Raw genomic sequence first — 22,646 nt, forward strand, 5'->3', positions numbered from 1 at the left:
TTGTAAAACGGAAAATCGCTTAGACGCAGAAAAAATAACAATGTTTTGCCTCTTATCCACATTTAGGCTACAAATCCTCATCCAATCATGCAGCTTTTCGGCAGAAACTGATGAAATACCCGTATAAAAAATTCTTTTATATCACTTCAGGCACTCCGGAATCGGTCTCTGCCGCGGAATCATTACGTAATCGCTATGGTGAATCACCTGCAGATGAAGCAGATGCCCTCATTGTGCTTGGCGGTGACGGGGTAATGTTGCAGGCTTTGCACGATCATATGAATCACGAGCGACCGATTTATGGTATGAATCGCGGTTCAGTCGGCTTCCTTATGAATGAATATCACGAGGAAGATTTGCCCAAGCGTGTTGCTGCCGCCCATGCCGAAACTATCCGCCCTCTTGAAATGATTACTGAATCGCGTGAGAGCGGCACGGTCAAAGCACTGGCCATTAATGAAGTGTCCGTTTTGCGCCAATCTTACCAAGCGGCGAAAATCCGCATCAGTATTGATGACAAGGTGCGGTTGGAAGAACTAATCTGCGACGGACTGATGGTGGCCACCCCTGCCGGCTCCACCGCCTATAATCTTTCCGCTCAGGGACCAATCCTGCCGCTCGACTCCCCGCTGCTGGCTCTGACACCCGTCAGCCCTTTCCGCCCGCGTCGCTGGCGTGGTGCATTGCTGCCGAAATCGGTCACTGTACGTATGGATATTCTTGAAGTCGACAAAAGACCGGTCAATGCCGTGGCGGATCATACAGAAGTGAAATCCGTCACTTCTGTAACCGTGCGCGAAGATACGCAAAACCGCGTCACCCTGCTTTTTGATGAAGAGCATACATGGGATGAGCGCATCCTCAATGAGCAGTTCCGTTATTAAGCGCGCAAACAAGGAAAATCGGCCGAAACCGCATAGTTAGTCATACACGGATCTGCAAAACCACTGATAAAACAGAGATAAACAGCATCGCTTTATAACAATGCGATGCTTCTATTGGCAGATCATACAGTTGTGGGCTGCCGGAAGATCAATTAAATCAACCTAAATCGAAGCAAAAACGGCATTTTTGTTGACTTTTTGGCCTGTTCCCCGTAACGGCTTTATTAATTTTAACGCAATGCGCAAACATAAGCGCTTTTCCTGTCCTGTTGTCATGCGGACATTACCGGTCGGGTCCAGTGCGCTTCTTCCAAAAAGAGAGCTACGCCTCCATTGACGACATTTGCAGAACTCGGTCTGTCACCGAAAATACTGGCAGCGGTAGAAGCCGCCGGTTACACCACCCCTACTCCTATTCAGGCTGGCGCCATTCCTCAGGCCTTGGAACGTAAAGACGTTCTCGGTATTGCCCAGACCGGCACCGGCAAAACAGCATCCTTTGTATTGCCGATGCTGCACCTGCTTGAAAAAGGCCGTGCACGTGCACGTATGCCGCGCACACTCATTCTTGAACCAACCCGCGAACTCGCAGCGCAGGTTGAAGAGAATTTTGTAAAATACGGCGTTAATCACCGTATTAACGTTGCTCTGCTGATCGGCGGCGTCTCCTTTGATGAACAGGAACGCAAGCTGGAGCGCGGCGCTGATGTGCTGATCGCAACACCAGGTCGTCTGCTCGACCATTTCGAGCGCGGCAAACTGCTGCTGACCGGTGTTGAAATTCTGGTTATCGACGAAGCAGACCGTATGCTGGATATGGGTTTCATTCCTGATATCGAACGTATCTGCAAGCTGATCCCTTTCACCCGTCAGACCTTGTTCTTCTCGGCAACCATGCCTGCGGAAATCACCAAGCTGACTGAGCAGTTCCTGCATTCGCCAGCCCGCGTTGAAGTTGCGAAAGCATCGACAACCGCGAAGACTGTAACGCAGCGTCTGGTTAAATCGGCCAAGAAGCCATGGGATAAACGTGCAGTGCTGCGTGATCTTATTCAGGCTGAAGGTGATGAGCTAAAAAATGCGATCATTTTCTGCAACCGCAAAATGGATGTGTCAGAACTGTTCCGCTCGCTGGTAAAGCACGGCTTTAATGCCGGTGCGCTCCATGGCGATATGGATCAGCGCGCGCGCATGACCATGCTGAGCAATTTTAAAGACGGCAATCTTCAGCTTTTGGTGGCTTCCGATGTGGCTGCCCGCGGTCTGGATATTCCGGATGTCAGCCATGTGTTCAACTATGACATTCCGATCCATGCGGAAGATTATGTCCACCGCATCGGCCGTACCGGTCGCGCAGGTCGCTCGGGCAAGGCATTCTCGATCATCACCGGTGCAGATACCAAATATCTTGATGCCATCGAAAAAATGATCGGCGAAAAGATTGAATGGCTGGATGGAGATCTCTCCACTCTACCTGCACAGGAAGAGACCGAAGAGACCGGTCGCCGCGGTCGTAACAGCCGTGGTAAGAACGGCAAAAAGCCTCGCGATGCAAAAGAGCACAAGGAAAAACAGGCGCAGCCACGTATTGCAGAAGAGAAAACTGCTGAATCACCGGTTGTGGCAGACATTTCTGCGCTCAATGCGCCGCAGCCTGTTCTGCCGGATAATGTTTCCATCGGCACTGCTGTTACAGCGGAACCGGTTCGCCCTGCTCCGCACAAAAACGGCCATGAAGATCGCCGCCAGAACCAGAATGGCCAGCAGAATAAACGCCATCGTCGTGATTTTGATGATGAGCCGTCACCGCTGGGCTTCGGCGATGATATTCCGGCCTTCATGCTGATACCAATCAACATTTAAAAAAGAAAAACCCGCCGAATGGCGGGTTTTTTATTATCTGTATTTAACGGGATAATCAGGCGGCGCGATGCGCAGCATCCAGTGCTTCCTGAGTAACCGGTGCAAGCTCAACGGATTCACCGCAGCCACAAGCCGATGTCTGGTTCGGATTATTAAAGACGAAACCTGTGCGCAGGGTTGTCACTTCAAAATCCATCTGGGTGCCGAGCAAAAACAATGCAGCTTCCGGAGCGACATAAACTTTCGCACCATCAAGCTCGATCAGATCATCACCGGCTTTGGCTTCTTCAGCCAACGCAATCGTATATTCCATACCGGCGCAGCCGCCCTTTTTCACTCCCACACGGATACCCAGAGCATCCTCATGAGAGGCCTGAATTTCGCGCACGCGTTCCGCTGCTGCGTCGGTCAGGGTCATGATGGAAAAACGTCCCATAAAATTTCTCACTTGTATCTGTTACATGGTTCAAGGCCATGTAGTTTCAACTTACGAGGTCAACCTGAAATCCTGCACTAAGCCCCGATTGTCCGGTTTACCTCTGATACTCTATCTAGTCTCACACAGTCCTGACTGCAAGTAAAGCAACGCTCTGATCCTGCATTTAAAGCAAGATTTTCTACTCTTTACAGCGCATAAGAATAAAATGAATAATTCGCAAAACGCGTAAAATTGCCATGATCTGTTTGCAGTCTTTTGCGAATAAAAGAGCATCTCAGGTTCTTTGCCTCAGCTAAGCGGAGATTTTAATGGGTATTCAGCAGAGCCGTCATAACCCCGCATCGCACCGTCCTGTTGCATTGGCCATCACGCAGGATCGCTCTCAGCAACAGCGCCTTACAATCATGCGACTACTTGGAACCACGATTATCGGTGCAGCTTTGCTGACCGGCAGTGCGATTTATGCCAAGGCGGCAGGGACAGCTGAACCCAAAGATAAGCCTGCAGCACAGCAAAAGGTAAAGCCCGATGCCTTAAAAAAGGCCGGTGAAGCAGCAGCTAAAGATTCCGAGGAAGAAAAAGCTAAGGTCGAAAAAGCCAAAGCGGAGAAAACTGAAGCTGAAAAGCCGAAAGAAGATGCTGTGCCTGCGGATAAGCCGGATGCTAAAAAATCCACAGAAGCCACAGACAAGCCCGAAGCTCCGACACCTGAAGCCACAAAAGAAGTGGCTGAGGGTTTGGTTCTGCCCGATTATGTGGATGACCGCAGCACACCGCAGAAATTGCTGGAATCCTATTACAATGCCATTAACCGCAAAGAATATGTGCGTGCCTACAGCTATTATGCTGAAGGCCAGCAAGGCGATGATTTTGAGAAATATGCCAAGGGCTATGCCGGTACAGAATCTGTAAGCATTAAACTCGGCAGCAGCGAACCTGATCCGGGTGCCGGTCAGATCTATTGGTCTGTGCCGATTGCTATCGAATCCAAACTCGCTGAAGGTAAGTCGCAGGTTTATACCGGCTGCTACACGATCAGCATGAGCAATCCTGCCATGCAGGCAGTGCCGCCATTTAAGCCAATGGCAATCATGGCAGGCACGCTGTCAAAATCTCCGCTGCCGCTTGAAAAAAGCGTACCGGAAGAATGCGGCGCACCTTAATTTCTGTATTCAGCACTTTAAAAAGCCTGTCATCACTGACAGGCTTTTTTTGTTTTACGGCTTACGCGGATGAATAAGCTGCGTGCTGACACCAATCCGGTTCCACAAATTGATCATGCCAATAGCCACAATCAGCTTGGCAATTTCTTCTTCAGAGAACAGCGCTTTGACACTTTCATAAAGAGTATCCGGCACGCCGAGTTCTGCAACCCGCGTGAGATGTTCGGTCCATTCCAGCACAGCACGGTCACGCGCATCAAAACACGGCGATTCACGCCAAGCGCTTGTCATATATAAAGTCTGCATATCCATGCCATCTTTATGAGCATCACGGATATGAATATCCGTGCAATAGGAACAGCCGTTAATCTGTGAAGCGCGGATTTTCACCAGATGCAGCAGACGCTTATCCAGCCCCGCCGCATCAACTGCTGCATCCAATGCCTGTATGGACTGATAAAGAGCCGGAGCGACTTTCGCGACATTCATTCTGTTTTTCATCACATATGCCTTGCAATAAGAGTTTGCCCTAGAATCATCGATATATTATATCGATGATTATGGAATAACAAATCTAAAAGGTATGATATGCGCAGAATGAGCGACGGAGTTGAGGCGGCATTGCATTGCGCACTCGTGCTGTCAGGGCTGCCGGAGAATAAGGTTCTGGCGGGCAAACATCTGGCGGAACTGCATGGGGTATCCGAGAGCTACCTGCTCAAACATCTGCGTGCTCTCACTGCTGCTGATGTGATTATAGCTGTTCCGGGGCCACGTGGCGGCTACCGGCTGGCGCATGCTCCGCAACAAATTACATTGCTCGATATCGTGGAAGCGATTGACGGCAAAGAACCGGCCTTTATTTGCAGGGAGATCCGCCGCTGCGCACCCGGAAAATCACAGGATCCCTGCAACTATAAGAGAGATTGTTTTATCAAATCGCGGATGCTGGCCGCGGAACAGCTCTGGCGCGATGCTTTACGCAGCCAGACTGTTGCCGATCTCATGCAGGACGGCGAGCAGCAGATCAGTCCTTCCAGTAAACTACTCGTGTCCGATTATCTTAGCTTACATGCACGCTAAATAAAAAACGCTGCGTTTCCGCAGCGTTTAAAATCAGTACCAGCCCACAGCAACCTGAGCTTCTTCGGACATACGGTCCGGTGTCCATGGCGGATCAAAGGTCATGGTCACTTCCACATGGGAAACACCCTCAACCGCACCAACAGCATTTTCTACCCAACCCGGCATTTCACCGGCCACAGGGCAACCCGGGGCAGTCAAAGTCATATCGATTTTGACCGTGCGGTCATCTTCAATATCAACCTTGTAGATCAGGCCGAGCTCATAAATATCTGCCGGAATTTCCGGATCATAGACAGTTTTCAGCGCGCCGATAATGTCATCGGTCAGGCGCAGCAATTCTTCTTCCGGAATTGCGGAAGCGGAAAACACTTTTGAAGCACTGTTTTCTTCATCTGCTGCGATCACATCTGCGACCGGCACTTGCTGTTTAGTATCCATATTCATCATCCAAAAAACTGTCTTGCTTTTTCAAGCGCTGCAACCAGAGCATCCACTTCCGCGCGGGTATTATACATAGCGAAGGAAGCACGGCAGGTCGATGTTACTCCAAAGCGCTGCAGCAATGGCTGAGCACAATGGGTGCCTGCCCGCACTGCAATTCCTGCACGGTCAATCAGGGTTGAAACGTCATGGGCATGAATACCCTGCATCTCAAACGCAATGATCGCGCCTTTATCCGGTGCATTGCCGACAATACGCAGTGAGTTAATCTTCGCCAGAGACTCATGCGCATAGAGACGCAGATCAGCCTCATGGGCAGCAATAGCCTCACGACCTATGCTCTCTATATAGTCAAGCGCCGCGCCCAATCCAATAGCCTGCACAATCGGCGGCGTTCCGGCCTCAAAACGATGCGGCGGATGATTATAGGTAACATTATCAACGGTTACCTCTTCAATCATTTCACCACCACCCATAAACGGGCGCATCTGCTCCAGCATTTCCATACGGCCATACAGCACACCGATACCGGACGGGCCATAAAGCTTGTGGCCGGTCATAATATACCAGTCACAACCGAGATCACGCACATCCACCGGCATATGCACGGCAGCCTGCGAACCATCCACCAGAACCGGAATACCCCGCGCATGGGCAAGCTCGACGATCTTTTTAATCGGCAGAACCGTACCCGTCACATTGGACATGTGGGTCAGAGCAATCAGCTTGGTTTTCGGGGTAATGCATTTCTCAAATTCTTCAAGATGAAACACACCTTCATCATCCACCGGCGCAAAAACCAGTTTGGCACCCTGACGCTCACGAATGAAATGCCAAGGCACGATATTGGAATGATGCTCAAGAATGGTGAGCAGGATTTCATCACCCTCACCGATCTTCGGCATACCATAACCATAGGCAACCGTATTGATCGCCTCTGTGGCTGATTTGGTAAAGATGATCTCGTCTACAGAACCGGCATTGAGAAAGCCGCGTACTTTTTCACGCGCACGCTCATAGGCATCGGTCGTCGCATTAGAGAGGTAATGCAGGCCGCGATGCACATTGGCATATTCGTTGGAATAGGCATTCGTCACCGCATCAATAACCGCCTGCGGCTTCTGTGCCGAGGCACCATTATCGAGATAGATCAGCGGCTTGCCATAGACTTCACGCGACAGGATCGGGAAATCACGGCGGATTGCTTCAACATCATAATTTTGCAGTACAGACGATAATTGATTCATAATCGTACTCCTGAGCACTTTGTGCTCAAAAAAGCAGGCAAGAGCACTAGGTGCTCACAAAAATCAATAAGGCACCATGTGCTCTATATCAGGGAAGAAGAGCGGGAAATTTCCCGCTCTTTTTGCATCATCAAGCGTGTTTTTCGAGCCAGCTCTGCAAAATATCTTCCAGCTTTTCAACGAGGGTTTCGTTTTCCAGCTCTTCGATCACTTCTGCAATAAAGGCTTTGACCAGCAGGCCACGGGCTGCATTTTCAGGCACACCGCGCGCCATCAGATAGAAAAGGTGATCCTTTTCAATCTCACGCACAGTCGCACCGTGACCGCAGGCCACGTCATCAGCAAAGATTTCCAGCTCAGGTTTAGCCGCAAATTCCGCATCATCTGATAACAGCAAAGTGTTACAGGCCATTTTCGCGTCAGTCTTCTGAGCGATCTGCGCAACGCGGATCATGCCCTGAAAAATACCGCGCGCTTTGTCTGTCACCACATTGCGCACAACCTCGGTCGAGGTGGTGTTTTCAACGAGATGACCAACATTCATGGTCACGTCAGTCACTGTTTCGCCGCCAAGCAGGTTGAGCGTACGAAGCTGGAAGTCAGAGCCTTCGCCCTTTACATCCACATTGATTTCCTGACGTACCAGCTTGCCGCCGGCATTCATCACGAACAGGATCAGCTTGGAATTCTCACCGATTGTCACATTGATCTGCGACAGTTGTGTGGAGAGATCCGTATGCTCACGCACGATAACCCAGACGATCTCTGAATTATCAGCAATGGTCACATGACCGATACTGGTTGCGAAAGTTTCTGCTTCACCGCCGATCTGGCGCTCGATAAATGTCGCTTTGACATTCGAGCCGATCTTCACCGGAAAACGCACATGGGACTGGCCGGAAGGCTGCAAATTCTGCAGCTCAATCGCCTGTTCCAGCTCGGTACCGTCAGCAACGGATAGACCCCAGCCATCGCTGGCATAGGCTGCGTTGATCTGGCCGATCGCATCATCATCACCACGGGTTTTCAGAGTATGGGCAGCAATGCCCTGTCCCAGAATATCGCGGATCGCTTCAACGCGTACGCCTTCGATCTGCACAGGCTTCTGCGCAACACCATTGGCAACGGTCAGCACGGCAGAACCGTCGAGCAGCGGCGCAACAGATTTATGGCTCACATTCGCATCAAACGGCGCAACCGAGCGCAGCAATGTGCGCAGATCTGTATAATGCCAGCTTTCAATACGACGGCCAGGCAGACCGTTGATTTTCAAAGCTTCCAGTGCGTTATCGCGGGCACTTACGACTTCCGTATCACCCGGCAGATCACCAACGCGAACAGCGAATGCATCAATCAATGCACTCTCAGCCGGCGTTCTGACCTTCTGAAGATGGACGTTCATATTCATCCCTCTCTTTAAGCAGCTGCGCCGATGATTTCAGCGTATCCGTTTTCTTCCAGATGCAGAGCGAGGCTCTTATCGCCGGATTTGATAACCTGTCCTTTGTAAAGAACATGCACGCTGTCCGGTACGATATATTCAAGCAGACGCTGATAGTGCGTAATCACGATCACTGCACGGTCAGGCGAACGCAGAGCATTCACACCATCGGAAACGATCTTCAGCGCATCAATGTCCAGACCGGAGTCGGTTTCGTCGAGAACGCAGAGTGATGGCTCAAGAAGCTGCATCTGCAGAATTTCCGCACGCTTCTTCTCACCGCCGGAGAAGCCGACATTGAGAGGACGCTTCAGCATGGCCATATCCATGTTCAGGCCACCGGCAGCTTCTTTAACGCGACGCAGCAGTTCAGGAATTTTCAGCTCTTCCTCACCGCGTGCCTTACGCTGCGCATTCATAGCAACTTTCAGGAATTCCATTGTGGCAACACCCGGAATTTCCAGCGGATACTGGAATGCAAGGAAGATGCCCTTGGCTGCACGTTCCGCAGGATCGAGTTCCAGAATGCTTTCGCCGTTATACAGAATGTCACCGGAGGTAACTTCGTAGTCTGAGCGACCGGCCAGAATGTAAGACAGGGTGGATTTACCCGAACCGTTCGGGCCCATAATCGCAGCCACTTCACCGGCTTTAACGGTGAGGTTCAGACCACGGATGATCTCTGTATCCGTGTCAGCGATTTTGGCGTGCAGATTAATGATCTCTAACATGAGTGTAACCTTTTATACCGGATCTCTCAGGATCCGAAAAATATCAATGAGCTGATTAAAGGGGCGGAGATCACACTCCGCCAGCCCTGTTTAACCAACCGAACCTTCGAGCGAGATGCCGATAAGCTTCTGAGCTTCCACGGCAAATTCCATCGGCAGTTCCTGAATAACTTCCTTAACGAAGCCGTTCACGATCAAAGCAATAGCCTCTTCTTCCGGAATACCGCGCTGCATCACATAGAACAGCTGGTCTTCAGAGATTTTCGAGGTTGTTGCTTCATGCTCGAACTGCGCAGTCGAGTTTTTCGCTTCGATATAAGGTACCGTATGCGCACCGCAATCATTGCCGATCAGCAATGAGTCACACTGGGTGAAGTTACGGGCATTGGTTGCTTTACGATGGGCAGAAACCTGACCGCGATAGGTATTATTGGAATTACCTGCTGAAATACCCTTGGAGATGATGCGGCTCGATGTGTTCTTACCGAGATGGATCATCTTGGTACCGCTATCGATCTGCTGATAACCGTTGGATACCGCAATCGAATAGAACTCACCGCGTGAATCATCACCACGCAGAATGCAGGAAGGGTATTTCCATGTGACAGCAGAGCCGGTTTCGACCTGTGTCCATGAAATTTTCGAGCGGTCGCCACGGCAATCGCCGCGCTTGGTCACGAAGTTATAAATACCGCCCTTGCCTTCCTTATCGCCCGGATACCAGTTCTGGACGGTGGAATATTTGATTTCGGCATCATCAAGCGCGATCAGTTCAACAACAGCTGCATGGAGCTGGTTTTCATCACGCTGCGGTGCTGTACAGCCTTCCAGATAGGACACATAAGCGCCCTCTTCAGCAATAATCAGCGTACGCTCGAACTGGCCTGTATCTTTTTCATTGATACGGAAATAGGTCGACAGTTCCATCGGGCAGCGAACGCCTTTTGGTACATAGACGAATGATCCGTCGGTAAAGACAGCGGAGTTGAGTGTGGCGTAATAATTGTCCGAAACCGGCACAACAGAAGCCAGATATTTCTTCACCAAATCCGGATATTCGCGGATTGCTTCCGAAATCGAGCAGAAAATCACACCGGCTTTTGCAAGCTCAGCCTTAAAAGTCGTGACAACGGAAACACTGTCAAACACCGCATCAACAGCCACACGGCCTGATGCGTAAACATTGTCTGCCGGATTACCGTCAATCTCGCTCGGCTCACCCTGTTTGCGTACGCCGGCCAGAATTTCCTGCTCACGTAGCGGAATTCCGAGCTTTTCATAAGTGCGCAGCAGTTCCGGATCAACTTCATCCAGAGACTTAGGGCCGGTCTGATTTTTAGGAGCCGCATAATAGCGGATATCCTGAAAATCAATTTCCGGATAATTGACGCGCGCCCATTTCGGCTCTTCCATAGTGAGCCAGCGGCGGTAAGCATCCAGACGCCATTCCAGCATCCATTCCGGCTCTTCTTTTTTCGCGGAAATGAAACGGATAATATCTTCGTTCAGCCCCTTAGGAGCCTTATCCATTTCGATGGTTGTTTCAAAACCATATTTGTACTGGTCCACGTCAAGCGTGGCGACCTGATCGATCGTTTCCTGCACTGCAGGCATCGCCGTTCTCCATCCTTGTCAGGGTCAAGGCCCGACAGTTAAAAACGCTATGGCAGCAAAGATTTTGCTGTCATAAACATATAGTGCGCATTGGGGCGCTATAAAAGTCTGTCAGCTGGCGATGTTTTAAAGAGCACCGCCTCAGACTTTGAACTCCGGCCGGTTTTGCATCACATTACTGTGCGCAAAACCACAATGGCCATTCAGAAATACCTGCCCTCTCAGGCGGCATTATTTTCCGATTCGCCCGAAAACTGTGCCTGAACCTGACTGCGTGTCTGATCCCGTCTGGCTACCAGTCTTTCGAAAATCGTCAGAAATGCTTCCGCGTCCTGCATTGTCGCCGACTTTTCTGTCGAGACGCGCAATGCACCGCATTCATCCTCATAGCCCATCGCCGCAAGCACATGGCTTGCGCCAACCTTGCCGGATGAACAGGCCGAACCGGCAGAAAGTGCAATACCGCCCAGATCAAAAGCGATCTGCATGGTCTCGGCCTTCATACCGGGCAAGGAAATAAAACTTGTATTCGGCAGGCGCGGCACGGCATTACCATGCACCAGCACATCATCTGCCAGCCTGCGCACACCACTTTCAATCACAGTGCGGATTGCATCCGACCAGCGCGGCAGATTGCTGCCCTCTTGCTGCGCCGCCAAAGCTTCGCGCGCTGCGGCACCAAAACCGGCGATCAGCGGCAAGGCTTCAGTACCGGCCCGATGCCCCTTCTCCTGCCCGCCACCGCGTACCAGCGCAGACGGCATAACCAGATCAGAGATCGCAACCACAGCACCAACACCTTTAGGGCCGCCGATTTTATGGGAAGAGAGAATGAGATAATCGACAGAAGCTGCAGCAATATCAAGCGCGATGCGCCCTGCAGCCTGCACGGCATCAACAATGAAGAAACCACCCGCAGCTTTGACCAGCGCACCGATTTTCTCCACCGGCTGAATAACACCAGTCTCATTATTCGCCCACTGGACTGCCACTAGCGGCAGCCCTTTGGATTTATCATGCGCTTTTAACGCCTGTTCCAGCACATCAAGATCAACAATGCCCTGATGATCAACCGGCAACACAGTCATATTCTCCGCAGCAAAACGCCCGCCGGACAACATACACGGATGCTCAGTCGCCGAAACATAAAGATGCGACAGGCGCAGTTCTGAGCGCCCCATTTTATAAAGCGGTGTCAGCAATGTGTTTGCTGCTTCGGTTGCACCGGAGGTGAAAAACACATGATCCGGCTTCGCACCGCAAAGGGCGGCCACGTCACGTCGCGCTGATTCAACCAGCGCGCGCGCCGCACGACCTTCCTGATGCACAGAAGACGGATTGCCTGTCACATTCAATGCCGCGACCACAACCTCGCGCGCGGCTTCACTCAGCGGCGCACTGGCATTATAATCGAAATAGATACGCGGCTTTGGCATTGCAGACTCTTTCGCGAAGCACCATATTTGCGTTAAACGCGCAATTATCTTGAAATTTCAAACCAGAGCAGACTATTAAGCTGCATGAGTGTTTTTTTACACCCTCCAGTTTTGAAAGATTCTAAAGTCGGTTGTAAGATTTATGAGCGAAACAGTCAAGGATTTGCTCAGAATTTAAGCCGTAAAGTCGTGATTGGTAACAATCAGGCTTATAAATAACAAATACGACACTTGTGTTGCGAACCGGCCATTTGGTCACGCAACCCGGCGGTTATAGCGGAGTACATATGCCAGAAGTCATCTTTAATGGTCCTGCGGGTCGCCTTGAAGGGCGTTATCAGCCTTCAAGCGAGAAGAATGCACCAATCGCCATCATCCTGCACCCGCATCCGCAATTCGGCGGCACCATGAACAACAAGATCGTTTATGATCTGTTTTACATGTTCCAGAGCCGCAATTTCACGACTCTGCGGTTTAACTTCCGCGGAATCGGACGCAGTCAGGGTGAGTTTGATCACGGCGCGGGTGAATTGTCCGATGCGGCAAGCGCACTGGACTGGGTGCAGTCGCTGCATCCTGATTCCAAAACCTGCTGGGTTGCCGGTTATTCTTTCGGCGCATGGATCGGCATGCAGCTTCTGATGCGACGTCCGGAAATCGAAGGTTTCATGTCGATTGCGCCGCAGCCGAACACCTATGATTTCTCGTTCCTCGCACCGTGCCCTTCATCGGGTCTGATCATTCATGGTGATCAGGATAAGGTTGCACCGCCGAAGGATGTGCAGGTTCTGGTTGATAAGCTGAAAACCCAGAAGGGTATCACAATCACGCAGAACACCATGGCCGGTGCCAATCACTTCTTCTCCGGCATGGGTGATGAACTGATTGCGGAATGTTCAGAATATCTGGATCGCCGCCTGATGGGTGAGCTGACAGAAGTTCGCCAAAAACGTCTGCGCTAATCGACAAAAGCAAAAGACCGGCTAATCGCCGGTCTTTTTTATTTATGCCTTTACCAAGACCCCGCCACTCACCGGCTTGTCGCAACCGGTTGTTGAGGGATAAGTCAGCGGCAAGCCTTTCAAACTGCGCACAGCCAGATAGCCCCAAGCCTCGGCTTCCATGGAATCACCGTCCAGTCCGGCTGTATCCGCATCAATCACCACGGCACCTTCAGCCTGCGCCAAGGCAGAGAGTTCAGACATTATCGCTGCATTCTTGCGCCCGCCGCCACTCACAATATAGCTGCGAGGCTTCTGCGGCAGATGGGACGCTGATTGCAGGATCGAAGCCGCCGCGACATAGGCCAATGTACGGGCACCATCCTCAACCGATACAACACCGATTGAAGGCACAGCAAAGTCCCCGCGATCCAGTGCGCGGCGCTGATTACCGGTGAAAAATGCATTACCCAGATAATGCGCGGCCAACTCGGTATTTACAGCACCACTCAATGCCAGCGCACCACCGGCATCAAAGCTACCCTGCCCGTGCAGTTCCATCCACTGATCGATCAGCATATTACCGGGTCCGCTGTCAAAAGCTGCCAGCCGCCCTGTCTCATCGACATAGGTCAGATTGGAAATCCCGCCAATATTGACGAAGACAACCGGCATATCCGGCTGCTGCTCCAGATTATGTGCCAAGGCCGCATGATAGGCGGGGATCAGCGGCGCACCCTGCCCGCCATGACGCATATCCTCAGCGCGCATGTCATATACCACATCAATACCGGCTTCCTGTGCCAGCAACGCCCCGTCACCGATCTGCACGGTCAGCGCATCATCAGGGCGATGCAGCACCGTCTGCCCGTGAAAGCCGATGACATCAACATCATCCCCATTCAGACCATTGGCAAACAGAAAATCCTGCACCGCCACCGCATGCAGCAATGTCAGATCATGCTCAAGTTTTTCAAGAATACCAATACGCTCATCACGCTGCGTGATGCTTCGGGCATCGACAAGCCCCTGTTTCAAACGGGCGCGGAAAGCATCGGAATAATTCATGTTACCCGCAGCAATGCGCTCAACCATCTGCTCACCGTCTGTCCGGATCAGCGCCAGATCAATACCATCCATAGAGGTGCCGCTCATCAATCCGAGTGCGCGATAGAGTGCAGTCATCTTTGTCTTCCCGTTTTCAATATTTCCGGTTTTGCACGGTTGGCAGGTACAGGCAGGTTACATAAACCACACAAACGGCACAAAACGACAGCAATTTGCGATAAAATCGCCTTTTACGATGTCACACCTTTATTGTGATTTGCCCTGCAATAATGTTAAACGCTGGATTGTGTCAGTCACCGGAATAATATTCACGGCCTGCTCTCTGGGGTCTTCCCATATCACAATCCTTTGTCAGACAGGAAAAATCAATGTCCGGCTTTAAGTCCGATTTTCTACGCACACTTTCCGAACGTGGCTTTATTCATCAGGTTTCTGATGAATCAGGTCTGGATGAACTCTTCACCAAGGAAACTGTGACTGCGTATATTGGCTTCGACCCGACAGCATCCAGTCTGCATGCGGGCGGCCTCATTCAGATCATGATGCTGCACTGGATGCAGAAAACCGGCCACCGTCCGGTTGCGCTGATGGGCGGCGGCACCGGTATGGTCGGTGATCCGTCATTTAAAGAAGAAGCCCGCAAGCTGATGACGGTTGAAACCATTGCCGACAATATTGCCGGTATCAAAAAGGTTTTCACCAATTACCTCACTTTCGGCGAAGGCAAAACCGACGCGCTGATGGTCAATAATGCCGACTGGCTGGCAGGTCTCAACTATCTCGAGTTCCTGCGTGATGTCGGCCGTCATTTCTCCGTCAACCGCATGCTGTCCTTTGACTCGGTTAAAACCCGCCTTGATCGTGAACAGTCGCTGTCCTTCCTCGAATTCAACTACATGATCCTTCAGGCTTATGACTTTGTTGAACTCAGCAAGCGCTACGATATGCGCCTGCAGATGGGCGGCTCTGACCAATGGGGCAATATCATCAATGGTATTGATCTCGGCCATCGCATGGGCACGCCGCAGCTCTACGCGCTGACTTCGCCGCTGCTGACCACCTCTTCCGGTGCGAAAATGGGCAAGTCACTCAATGGCGCTGTCTGGCTCAATGCTGACATGCTGAGCGCGTATGACTTCTGGCAGTACTGGCGTAATACCGAAGATGCCGACGTAGAACGCTTCCTCAAGCTCTACACCACCATGCCTATGGATGAGATTGCGCGTCTGGCAGCACTTGGCGGTTCGGAAATCAACGAGACCAAGAAGATTCTGGCCACCGAAATCACCGCCATGCTCCACGGCCGTGAAGCTGCGGAACAGGCTGCGGAAACTGCACGCAAAACTTTTGAAGAAGGTGCAATTTCTGACAATCTGCCAAGTTTGAGCATTGCCAAAAACGAACTGGTTGCTGGTCTCGGTATTCAGGCTCTGCTGGTTAAAGCCGGTCTTGCCTCTTCCAATGGTGAAGCCCGTCGTCATATTCAGGGCGGTGCAGTGCGCATCAATGATGTGGCTGTTCAGGATGAACGCGCCGGTATCACTGCCGGTGACGTTACCGAAGACGGTATCATCAAACTGTCGCTGGGTAAGAAAAAACACATTCTGGTTCGTCCGGAATAAGCTATTCTCATCACGAGAAATCAAAAAAGCGCGGAGTAATCCGCGCTTTTTTATTATCAAATTTCAAAACCAGATTAGAATTCGAAGATCGAGCGGAAAATCCCCGGCGCAATCGCAGAAATCGGATTGACGATAATATTCGGCTGCTTGGCATTGCCTGCCAGCTTATAGGTAATCCCGATCAGACCACGGTCGCGGCCATTGCCGAGAATGGCACCCAGCACCGGCACTTCACCAAATAAACGATTCAGACCATAGGCAGGCATGAATGTGCCGGTAACGGCCATATTGCCGTTGCGGTCGTAGAGAATGCCCTGAAAAGTCGCACCTATCAGCGGGCCGCGAAGAACGCCGTTCTTCAGCGTCAGATAACCGGAGCCCTTTTCAATCTGCGAATAGCCGCGTTCAAAGTCGACCCGCGTCACATCAATATTACCGCGCACGGCCTGATTGAGGCTCTTGCCGCCATTGGAACTGGTAGAAACCAGCTTATCCAGACGCGGCTCATTAATGACCGAGAAATCACGGGCATCAATCGCGCCATAAAGGGGCCCCGTGCCCTGCGAGGTCAGATTAACGGTAATTCTGCCACCACGCATCTTGTCGTAAAAATCAAAGAAGCGCAGCACCGCTCCGGCATTAGCCGAGCTCAGCGCCACAGAACTGGCACCTTTCTGATTGCTGGATGTCGCACTGACCTGTGCGCCATTTCCGGTCACCGCATTCAGTGACACGCCGGAGACTTTCGCCCCTGCTGTTTCATAAGACACGGTGACATTGCGCAGGCTCTCATCATAGAAACCTTTCACATCATCAATCTGTGCATTGACGACAATGCGCGGCATCACCCCGTTTTTACTTTGGCTGGCCTTCTTTTCATCCGTATTGCCTGAAACCGCCTGCTGGATCAGCGCCCGCGCATCAAAAGCCGTACCACGGACATCCGCGCGGAAGCCATTACCGGATTTGCGCACTTCAAGGCTGAGATCATCATTGCGCGTCATATTGAGCTTGCGGATATTTGCACTCTGCAATTCATTATTTTCAAGTGTCAGATCACCGCTGACATGGAAACCGGTGCCGTCAAAGACAAAGTTACGAACCAGTACCGGCCCTTTGCCTTCCTTCGGCAGCCTCATATCCATTGTCAGTTTTGCAGGAATGCCTGTGCCTTTTTTCCAGCCGAGCCATGGCAGATTGACCTGCGTCTTGCCGAGATCAGCGGAGATTTTGCGCATCTCACCCTGTTCTTCGCCCAGATCCAGCGTCAGCGGGCCTTTAAAAATATCGTTCAGCCCCGGATAATAAGTCTCACGCGTTTTATCATCCAGCTCCAGCCGGATATTTTGCTGGCGCTTGATATTCATATCCGCCAAAGGCTCAACCAGAGCCAGCTTGGCCGGAATATTATTCAGCCGTGCAGTCGCATCGATTTTAGCCACATCATCATTGACGCTCAGATTGCCTTTGGCCTGCGTCACATTCTGACCGTTAAACGGTTTCTTCAAAGTCACATCGCTGAAAGCCAGATCAGCCTGCCATTTCAGACTATCTTTCGGTGCATCCTTGGTAACCGAAAACGCAACTTTTACTTTCGCATTCACATTGCCGCTGAGATCTTCAGCGCTGAACGGCAATTTGCGCAAGGCATTGATCGGCTTATAGCCAACAAGCTCTGTGATCGCCGGTGCCTCACCGCTGAGATCCAGATCAAGATCCGCAATCACCGGACGCTGACGTCCCCAAGGCACAAATAATGTTCCGCCATCCACATTGATCTGACGGTTAACCGGTGTAAAGGCCGTACCTTTTTCAAGCTTGATGGTTGTATGCGCACCGCGCACCGCAATCGTGCCTGTTGCATCACGCACCGGTGGTATCTCACCGATCACGTCAAACCGTGTGCCTTCAACCCTGAAATCAGCCTTGATATCGGATTCCGTCAAATCCGGCGGCAGTCCCGGTCCGTTGAAGTGACCGGCAGGCAGTGCAATATCAATCCGGCCTTCGGTCATATGACCGCCAAACAGATTCTTCAGCACCCAGTCGCGTGCACCATCAGCCACATTGAGTGGCCAGAGCTGCTTGGCCTGTGCGACCGGCATACCCGGTATGCGCAGCATAAAAATCATCGCCGGAGAGCCATGACCAAAGATCATGCGCCCCTGACCGTAAAGCTCACCGGAATCTGTTTTGACATTCAGATCATTGAAGTCAACACGGCTGGCATTCTGCATCAGACGACCGGCAATCTTCACGCCGAATGGCAAAGGCGCTTCGGCGGAGTTTTCCGGCGCGCTGACGGCATTTCTGGATACAAGCTCAAAACGGTAAGCCGGTTTCTCCGCAATATCGGTTTCCGTTTGCGTGATCGCGGATCGTGCGCTCTTCAAAACAGGCAGAGTGTCTGTCTGCTGCCCTGCAGCTGACATTTCACCACTCGCAATACGCGCTGCCTGTTCGCGGATTTTCTGGGCTGCACTTTCCGTTTCAGCAACCGGCTCTACCCCGAATGCACCTTCAAGCACCGTGGACAAGCCGCCAAGATTGAGATCAAGCGCCTTAATCTCAAGCTTTTCACCACCGGCAATATGCTCAAACGACAGCGCCATATTGCCTTTGATGCCGCGCTCACGTCCCATATCCACGACAGCATCATCAAGCGTCAGCTTGCCGGAGAGGGTTTCTTTTTGCACCTCAGTAGAGGCCTGTCCGGTTAAAGCCAGAGATGCCGTGCTGTTCACATGGAAATAAGCCGGATTTGGCCGGTCATTGCCCATTTGCGGCATGACTTCTTCCGGCGAGCCAAGACTGACCGGAATATTATCCAGTGTCAGAAAGAAGTTAGAGGCATGTGCGGGATCATCGGAACGGATCATTTCCGCCTGCAAAGCCGTGCTTTTGCCCTGCCAGACAAATTCGGCATCCAGCGTAACTTTCTGCCCGTTCTGCCTGACCTGCGCATTACGGATCAGGATTTCCTGATCTTTCTCCATCGCGCGAAAAGCAAATGTCACATCATGCAATGCAATTGCTTTTGTGCCGCGCATATCCAGCAGTGCCAGTGTCTGATCGATACCCGCAAAGACTTCACGCGACAGCTGATCAAAATCGACCAGTCCCCTGTCATTAAACGGCAAAAGGATAAAAGGTTTCGGCTTGGTTTCACCCTCTTGCAGGCGGATCAAAGCATCGCCGATTTCAATCTGGGCAACCTGAACTGAGCCGGTCAGCAGCGGCAAAGGTGCCAGCCCCAGCCTGACAACACCCAGCTTTTCTACGGAAACATCCTGAATGCGGCTGTTCAGAGCAACATCACGCGCTTCAATCGCCAGATGTCTGTTACCATCCAGCGAAACCAGCGCCTTGCTGATCGACACACCGGCATCAGGCCCTAAGATTTCCTGCAATCTTTGCTGTGCTTCATCGCGCAACATATCGCTGCTGATACCGGTACGCAGCACGAGAAAACCGATACCTGCCAGTACAATCAAAGCAAAACTGACAGAGATAAAGGCGCGCCAGCATTTTGCGATAAAGCCTTTGCGCTTTCTGCGCGCTGCCTTGCGGGCTGCTCTGTTATGTAAGCCGGTCTTATAATCAGGGCAGTCTTTCAGCACAGCTTTATTCTCAGGCCCCGCACCGGATGACGGATACTGATCAAGATGCTGTATGTCACGCTTGTTAAAGCGGATTTTTCTTGGTTTTTCTTTCAAAAACTTAAATCACTATCCGGATTGGCTGCACCTGAACTGCATAATTTTCAAAAGAAATTCTGTCATTTCTCATCAATATAAAACAGATCAGATTGCTGTCATTGATGAATCGTTATTTCAAAGCCCTGATTAACTGACAAAATTTCAGAAACAACACATGATTACAAGTCGCGGAAATAAATCAATTCACCTAACCCCGAGAAAATGACACCGGATGCTTTGAGTTTTTCTATTATCCGGCACAACATTAATCCTCGTGCAGAATCATTGTAGAACACATCCTCAACCATTCACATGAATAACAGGCAGAGCGGGTGTCGCGGATCAGATGAAACGTAACACGCTCAGTCCTTGCTCCCATAAGGATGAAGAAAGGCGCACTTATGACCAACCCGACAGATAATGTTGCCGCAATTGCTTTGCAGGCAGGTGATCCGGCTCCGGCATTCTCCCTGCCTAAAAACGGTGATGACACGCTTTCATCTACTGCTCTTCAGGGTAAAGCCTATGTGCTGTATTTTTATCCGAAAGACGACACCAGCGGCTGCACCCGCGAGGCAATTGACTTCAGCGCATTGAAACCGGAATTTAATGCCATCAATGTCAGCATTATCGGCGTATCCCCTGACAGCGTACGCAAGCATGACAAATTTATCGATAAACATGATCTCACCATTGAGCTTCTTGCTGATGAAGAAAATGCTCTGAGCAATGCTTATGGTGTATGGGTAGAAAAGAGCATGTATGGCCGTAAATATATGGGCATTGAGCGCTCCACCTTCCTGATCGGCAAAGACGGAAAAATCGCACAGGTCTGGCGCAAGGTAAAAGTTGCCGGTCATGCCGAGGCTGTGCTTGAAGCCGCCCGTAAACTCGGTTGAGTATCGAAAATATCCGGCACGGAAACCCTTTATTAACTCTGTTACGGTGTATGATCTGCGCAACAGTCCAGAACAGTTTTACCCGTCCGCACAGTTTGTTATAGTTGCAGCATTTCCAGCAAAAGTGGGAACCGGTTTTGCGTTGGATAATGCGTAATAAAGATGAAACAGAGCGGTTCTACGATTCAACTTTACTAGAACCGCTCTGGAAGTGATCCGCTCAGACGGTAATTGCGGGGCAGTAAAGGCAGCTTATTCTGCCATACAAAACCCGCAAATCTGTCTGAGATAATATCACAGAGCTGCTTTTCTTTGATGAAAAGCAGAACGAACAGCAGGCTTTACGGGATAAGACTATGTCAGTCACAGGTAAGATCATGACCCGTTATCTCTCACCACTCTCCGCATCGGTTGCGCGACTGCGTTTGACGTCCCGCGCAGGCAATTTTCTGCTTGCCGGACTCATCGGCTATAGTGTGAGTGCAGGTGTGCTGATTGCCGGTGCTTTGGCTGCCTCTGTTCTGCCGGCTCAGGCTCCGCTGCCTGACACATCCCTGACCATGCTGAAATCTGAGAAGAGTGTCGCCCCCCAGCCGATGCCGCCACTGCCTGATCAGATTTATGATGCCAGATTCCACGAAGGCGCTGTTGATCTGAACACCGCTGCCAGTTTTGCCGGAATTGATCCTTTCATCACCGGTCCGGTTCCGAAATAACCGATCATAAAAAAAGCCGCCGGTAAGATCATCTCACCGGCGGCTTTTTTTCATTCAATCAACTCAGATCAGTCAATATCCTGTACATCGGCATCCTTGCCGTGTACGCGCTGCGCCAGAGCAGCTTCCATAAACTCATCAAGATCACCATCCAGAACATCGTCCGGACTTGTGCTTTCAACACCGGTGCGCAGGTCTTTGACAAGCTGATAAGGCTGCATGACATAAGAGCGGATCTGGTGTCCCCAGCCGATATCTGTCTTGGAAGAATTCACCTCATTGGCGGCTTCTTCACGCTTCTTCAGCTCTTCTTCATAAAGACGCGCACGGAGCATCGACCAGGCCTGTTCACGGTTTTTATGCTGTGAACGCTGGGTCTGACACTGCACCACAATACCGGTGGCAATATGCGTAATACGAACCGCCGAATCTGTGGTGTTAACGTGCTGACCACCGGCACCGGAGGCGCGGTAAGTATCAATACGGACATCGGATTCCGATACTTCGACTTCAATATTGTCGTCGATCACCGGATAGACCCAGATACTGGCAAAGGATGTGTGGCGGCGGGCATTGGAGTCAAACGGCGAAATACGCACCAGACGATGCACACCTGATTCCGTTTTCAGCATACCGTAGCTGTTATGGCCTTTCACGAGGATGGTTGCGGATTTAATACCCGCTTCTTCCCCTGCCTGAACTTCCAGAACTTCCACCTTACGGCCGTCGCGCTCACCCCAGCGCGAATACATGCGCAGCAGAATGGACGCCCAGTCCTGACTTTCCGTACCACCGGCACCGGCATGAACTTCCAGATAAGCATCATTGCCGTCAGCTTCACCGCTGAGCAGCATTTCAATCTGACGCTTGTCGAGTTCCGCCTTGATCTCGCGAATACCGTTTTCCGCATCAGTGATGATGGACTTGTCGCCCTCTTCTTCCCCCATAGCGATCAGCTCGATATTATCATCGAGCGAACGGGTCAGCGCCAGAATACTGTTAATGCTGTCATCCAGCTGCTGGCGTTCACGCATAAGCTTCTGTGCTTCCTGCGGGTCATTCCACAGGGTCGGATCTTCAGCGCGGCTGTTCAGATATTCGAGTTTCTTCAGTGACTGATCCCAGTCAAAGATGCCTCCTCAGCAGGCTTATGGCCTGCTTGATTTCGTCAACCAAGTTCTCAATCTCGGCACGCATAGCTGCGGCTCCTTTGTCAGTCTTAATAATTTCGCAGTCAAACCTGAGCTTTAAATACAAAAGCATACAGGCGCTACAAGCAGTTTCAGAAAAAGTGGAAACCGGTTTTTCGTCCGAAACTGCGTTAATATAAAGATATAGAGCGGTTTTCCTGCTTAGG

Annotated in this window: 19 protein-coding genes; 8 read left to right on the forward strand and 11 right to left on the reverse strand. The window is 51.1% G+C overall.

The window, feature by feature from the left end; all coding sequences use genetic code 11:
- The first annotated feature begins 110 nt into the window (after positions 1-110).
- Both K1X45_RS03445 and K1X45_RS03450 read left to right on the forward strand, forming a co-directional pair.
- A complete protein-coding gene (locus K1X45_RS03445; RefSeq protein WP_022711433.1) occupies positions 111-884 on the forward strand; it encodes an NAD kinase in 774 nt (257 codons plus the stop codon).
- 333 nt (positions 885-1,217) lie between these two features.
- Complete coding sequence (locus K1X45_RS03450; RefSeq protein WP_220159851.1) at positions 1,218-2,747, forward strand: DEAD/DEAH box helicase; 1,530 nt, start codon at positions 1,218-1,220, stop codon at positions 2,745-2,747.
- A 55-nt stretch (positions 2,748-2,802) separates the two neighbouring features.
- Here the strand turns inward: K1X45_RS03450 and sufA are convergent, their stop codons facing one another.
- Positions 2,803-3,183 (reverse strand): Fe-S cluster assembly scaffold SufA, encoded by a 381-nt coding sequence (sufA, locus tag K1X45_RS03455; protein WP_220159852.1) that lies wholly within the window; start codon positions 3,181-3,183, stop codon positions 2,803-2,805.
- A gap of 311 nt (positions 3,184-3,494) precedes the next feature.
- Here sufA and K1X45_RS16040 point away from each other — a divergent pair, with 311 nt between their 5' ends.
- A complete protein-coding gene (locus K1X45_RS16040; protein ID WP_220159853.1) occupies positions 3,495-4,349 on the forward strand; it encodes a hypothetical protein in 855 nt (284 codons plus the stop codon).
- A 54-nt stretch (positions 4,350-4,403) separates the two neighbouring features.
- Here the strand turns inward: K1X45_RS16040 and K1X45_RS03465 are convergent, their stop codons facing one another.
- Entirely contained in the window at positions 4,404-4,850 is a 447-nt protein-coding gene (locus K1X45_RS03465) for a carboxymuconolactone decarboxylase family protein (protein ID WP_121993434.1), read from the reverse strand.
- A gap of 96 nt (positions 4,851-4,946) precedes the next feature.
- Between K1X45_RS03465 and K1X45_RS03470 the strand changes: the two genes are divergently transcribed.
- Positions 4,947-5,432, forward strand: coding sequence for an Rrf2 family transcriptional regulator (locus K1X45_RS03470; protein WP_220159854.1), 486 nt, complete (start codon positions 4,947-4,949; stop codon positions 5,430-5,432).
- Positions 5,433-5,465: 33 nt separating this feature from the next.
- Here the strand turns inward: K1X45_RS03470 and K1X45_RS03475 are convergent, their stop codons facing one another.
- The 6 genes from K1X45_RS03475 to K1X45_RS03500 form a co-directional block, all read right to left on the reverse strand.
- Positions 5,466-5,873 (reverse strand): SUF system Fe-S cluster assembly protein, encoded by a 408-nt coding sequence (locus K1X45_RS03475; RefSeq protein WP_139316353.1) that lies wholly within the window; start codon positions 5,871-5,873, stop codon positions 5,466-5,468.
- Between the two features lie 5 nt (positions 5,874-5,878).
- A complete protein-coding gene (locus tag K1X45_RS03480) occupies positions 5,879-7,123 on the reverse strand; it encodes a cysteine desulfurase (protein WP_220159855.1) in 1,245 nt (414 codons plus the stop codon).
- Positions 7,124-7,253: 130 nt separating this feature from the next.
- Positions 7,254-8,531 (reverse strand): Fe-S cluster assembly protein SufD, encoded by a 1,278-nt coding sequence (sufD, locus tag K1X45_RS03485; RefSeq protein WP_370627063.1) that lies wholly within the window; start codon positions 8,529-8,531, stop codon positions 7,254-7,256.
- A gap of 8 nt (positions 8,532-8,539) precedes the next feature.
- Entirely contained in the window at positions 8,540-9,295 is a 756-nt protein-coding gene (gene sufC, locus K1X45_RS03490) for a Fe-S cluster assembly ATPase SufC (protein ID WP_022711442.1), read from the reverse strand.
- 90 nt (positions 9,296-9,385) lie between these two features.
- Entirely contained in the window at positions 9,386-10,909 is a 1,524-nt protein-coding gene (gene sufB, locus K1X45_RS03495; protein ID WP_121993428.1) for a Fe-S cluster assembly protein SufB, read from the reverse strand.
- Positions 10,910-11,130: 221 nt separating this feature from the next.
- A complete protein-coding gene (locus K1X45_RS03500; protein ID WP_220159857.1) occupies positions 11,131-12,345 on the reverse strand; it encodes a cysteine desulfurase family protein in 1,215 nt (404 codons plus the stop codon).
- Positions 12,346-12,632: 287 nt separating this feature from the next.
- Here K1X45_RS03500 and K1X45_RS03505 point away from each other — a divergent pair, with 287 nt between their 5' ends.
- On the forward strand, positions 12,633-13,307 hold the full coding sequence (locus K1X45_RS03505; RefSeq protein WP_022711445.1) for an alpha/beta hydrolase: 675 nt from the start codon (positions 12,633-12,635) through the stop codon (positions 13,305-13,307).
- A 42-nt stretch (positions 13,308-13,349) separates the two neighbouring features.
- On the opposite strand, the gene K1X45_RS03510 is transcribed toward K1X45_RS03505, so the two are convergent.
- Complete coding sequence (locus K1X45_RS03510; protein ID WP_220159858.1) at positions 13,350-14,471, reverse strand: anhydro-N-acetylmuramic acid kinase; 1,122 nt, start codon at positions 14,469-14,471, stop codon at positions 13,350-13,352.
- Between the two features lie 251 nt (positions 14,472-14,722).
- Here K1X45_RS03510 and tyrS point away from each other — a divergent pair, with 251 nt between their 5' ends.
- On the forward strand, positions 14,723-15,976 hold the full coding sequence (gene tyrS / locus K1X45_RS03515) for a tyrosine--tRNA ligase (protein ID WP_220159859.1): 1,254 nt from the start codon (positions 14,723-14,725) through the stop codon (positions 15,974-15,976).
- A 74-nt stretch (positions 15,977-16,050) separates the two neighbouring features.
- Here tyrS and K1X45_RS03520 read toward each other — a convergent pair whose 3' ends face one another.
- Positions 16,051-19,512, reverse strand: a complete 3,462-nt coding sequence (locus tag K1X45_RS03520; RefSeq protein ID WP_370627137.1) for a DUF3971 domain-containing protein — start codon at positions 19,510-19,512, stop codon at positions 16,051-16,053.
- A 563-nt stretch (positions 19,513-20,075) separates the two neighbouring features.
- Here K1X45_RS03520 and bcp point away from each other — a divergent pair.
- Together bcp and K1X45_RS03530 are read left to right on the forward strand one after the other, a co-directional pair.
- On the forward strand, positions 20,076-20,573 hold the full coding sequence (bcp, locus tag K1X45_RS03525) for a thioredoxin-dependent thiol peroxidase (protein WP_220159861.1): 498 nt from the start codon (positions 20,076-20,078) through the stop codon (positions 20,571-20,573).
- Between the two features lie 356 nt (positions 20,574-20,929).
- Complete coding sequence (locus K1X45_RS03530; protein WP_220159862.1) at positions 20,930-21,289, forward strand: hypothetical protein; 360 nt, start codon at positions 20,930-20,932, stop codon at positions 21,287-21,289.
- A 68-nt stretch (positions 21,290-21,357) separates the two neighbouring features.
- Here the strand turns inward: K1X45_RS03530 and prfB are convergent.
- A protein-coding gene (gene prfB, locus K1X45_RS03535) for a peptide chain release factor 2 (RefSeq protein WP_116087919.1) occupies positions 21,358-22,486 on the reverse strand; the annotation gives its coding sequence in 2 pieces (ribosomal slippage) (positions 21,358-22,416 and positions 22,418-22,486; 1,128 coding nt in all).
- Positions 22,487-22,646 lie beyond the last annotated feature (160 nt).

Source organism: Pseudochrobactrum sp. Wa41.01b-1 (assembly GCF_019464455.1).
In the GTDB taxonomy this organism is placed as follows: Bacteria; Pseudomonadota; Alphaproteobacteria; order Rhizobiales; family Rhizobiaceae; genus Pseudochrobactrum; species Pseudochrobactrum saccharolyticum.

Bases quoted from the DNA above. Each gene is read 5' to 3' on its own strand.
- K1X45_RS03470 (WP_220159854.1), top strand. From the start codon at position 4,947: ATGAGCGACGGAGTTGAGGCGGCATTGCATTGCGCACTCGTGCTGTCA.
- K1X45_RS03445 (WP_022711433.1), top strand. From the start codon at position 111: ATGAAATACCCGTATAAAAAATTCTTTTATATCACTTCAGGCACTCCG.
- tyrS (WP_220159859.1), top strand. From the start codon at position 14,723: ATGTCCGGCTTTAAGTCCGATTTTCTACGCACACTTTCCGAACGTGGC.
- K1X45_RS03480 (WP_220159855.1), bottom strand. From the start codon at position 7,123: ATGAATCAATTATCGTCTGTACTGCAAAATTATGATGTTGAAGCAATC.
- sufD (WP_370627063.1), bottom strand. From the start codon at position 8,531: ATGAATATGAACGTCCATCTTCAGAAGGTCAGAACGCCGGCTGAGAGT.
- K1X45_RS03475 (WP_139316353.1), bottom strand. From the start codon at position 5,873: ATGGATACTAAACAGCAAGTGCCGGTCGCAGATGTGATCGCAGCAGAT.
- K1X45_RS03500 (WP_220159857.1), bottom strand. From the start codon at position 12,345: ATGCCAAAGCCGCGTATCTATTTCGATTATAATGCCAGTGCGCCGCTG.
- sufB (WP_121993428.1), bottom strand. From the start codon at position 10,909: ATGCCTGCAGTGCAGGAAACGATCGATCAGGTCGCCACGCTTGACGTG.
- sufC (WP_022711442.1), bottom strand. From the start codon at position 9,295: ATGTTAGAGATCATTAATCTGCACGCCAAAATCGCTGACACGGATACA.
- K1X45_RS16040 (WP_220159853.1), top strand. From the start codon at position 3,495: ATGGGTATTCAGCAGAGCCGTCATAACCCCGCATCGCACCGTCCTGTT.
- K1X45_RS03505 (WP_022711445.1), top strand. From the start codon at position 12,633: ATGCCAGAAGTCATCTTTAATGGTCCTGCGGGTCGCCTTGAAGGGCGT.
- sufA (WP_220159852.1), bottom strand. From the start codon at position 3,183: ATGGGACGTTTTTCCATCATGACCCTGACCGACGCAGCAGCGGAACGC.
- K1X45_RS03530 (WP_220159862.1), top strand. From the start codon at position 20,930: ATGTCAGTCACAGGTAAGATCATGACCCGTTATCTCTCACCACTCTCC.
- K1X45_RS03465 (WP_121993434.1), bottom strand. From the start codon at position 4,850: ATGAAAAACAGAATGAATGTCGCGAAAGTCGCTCCGGCTCTTTATCAG.
- K1X45_RS03510 (WP_220159858.1), bottom strand. From the start codon at position 14,471: ATGACTGCACTCTATCGCGCACTCGGATTGATGAGCGGCACCTCTATG.
- bcp (WP_220159861.1), top strand. From the start codon at position 20,076: ATGACCAACCCGACAGATAATGTTGCCGCAATTGCTTTGCAGGCAGGT.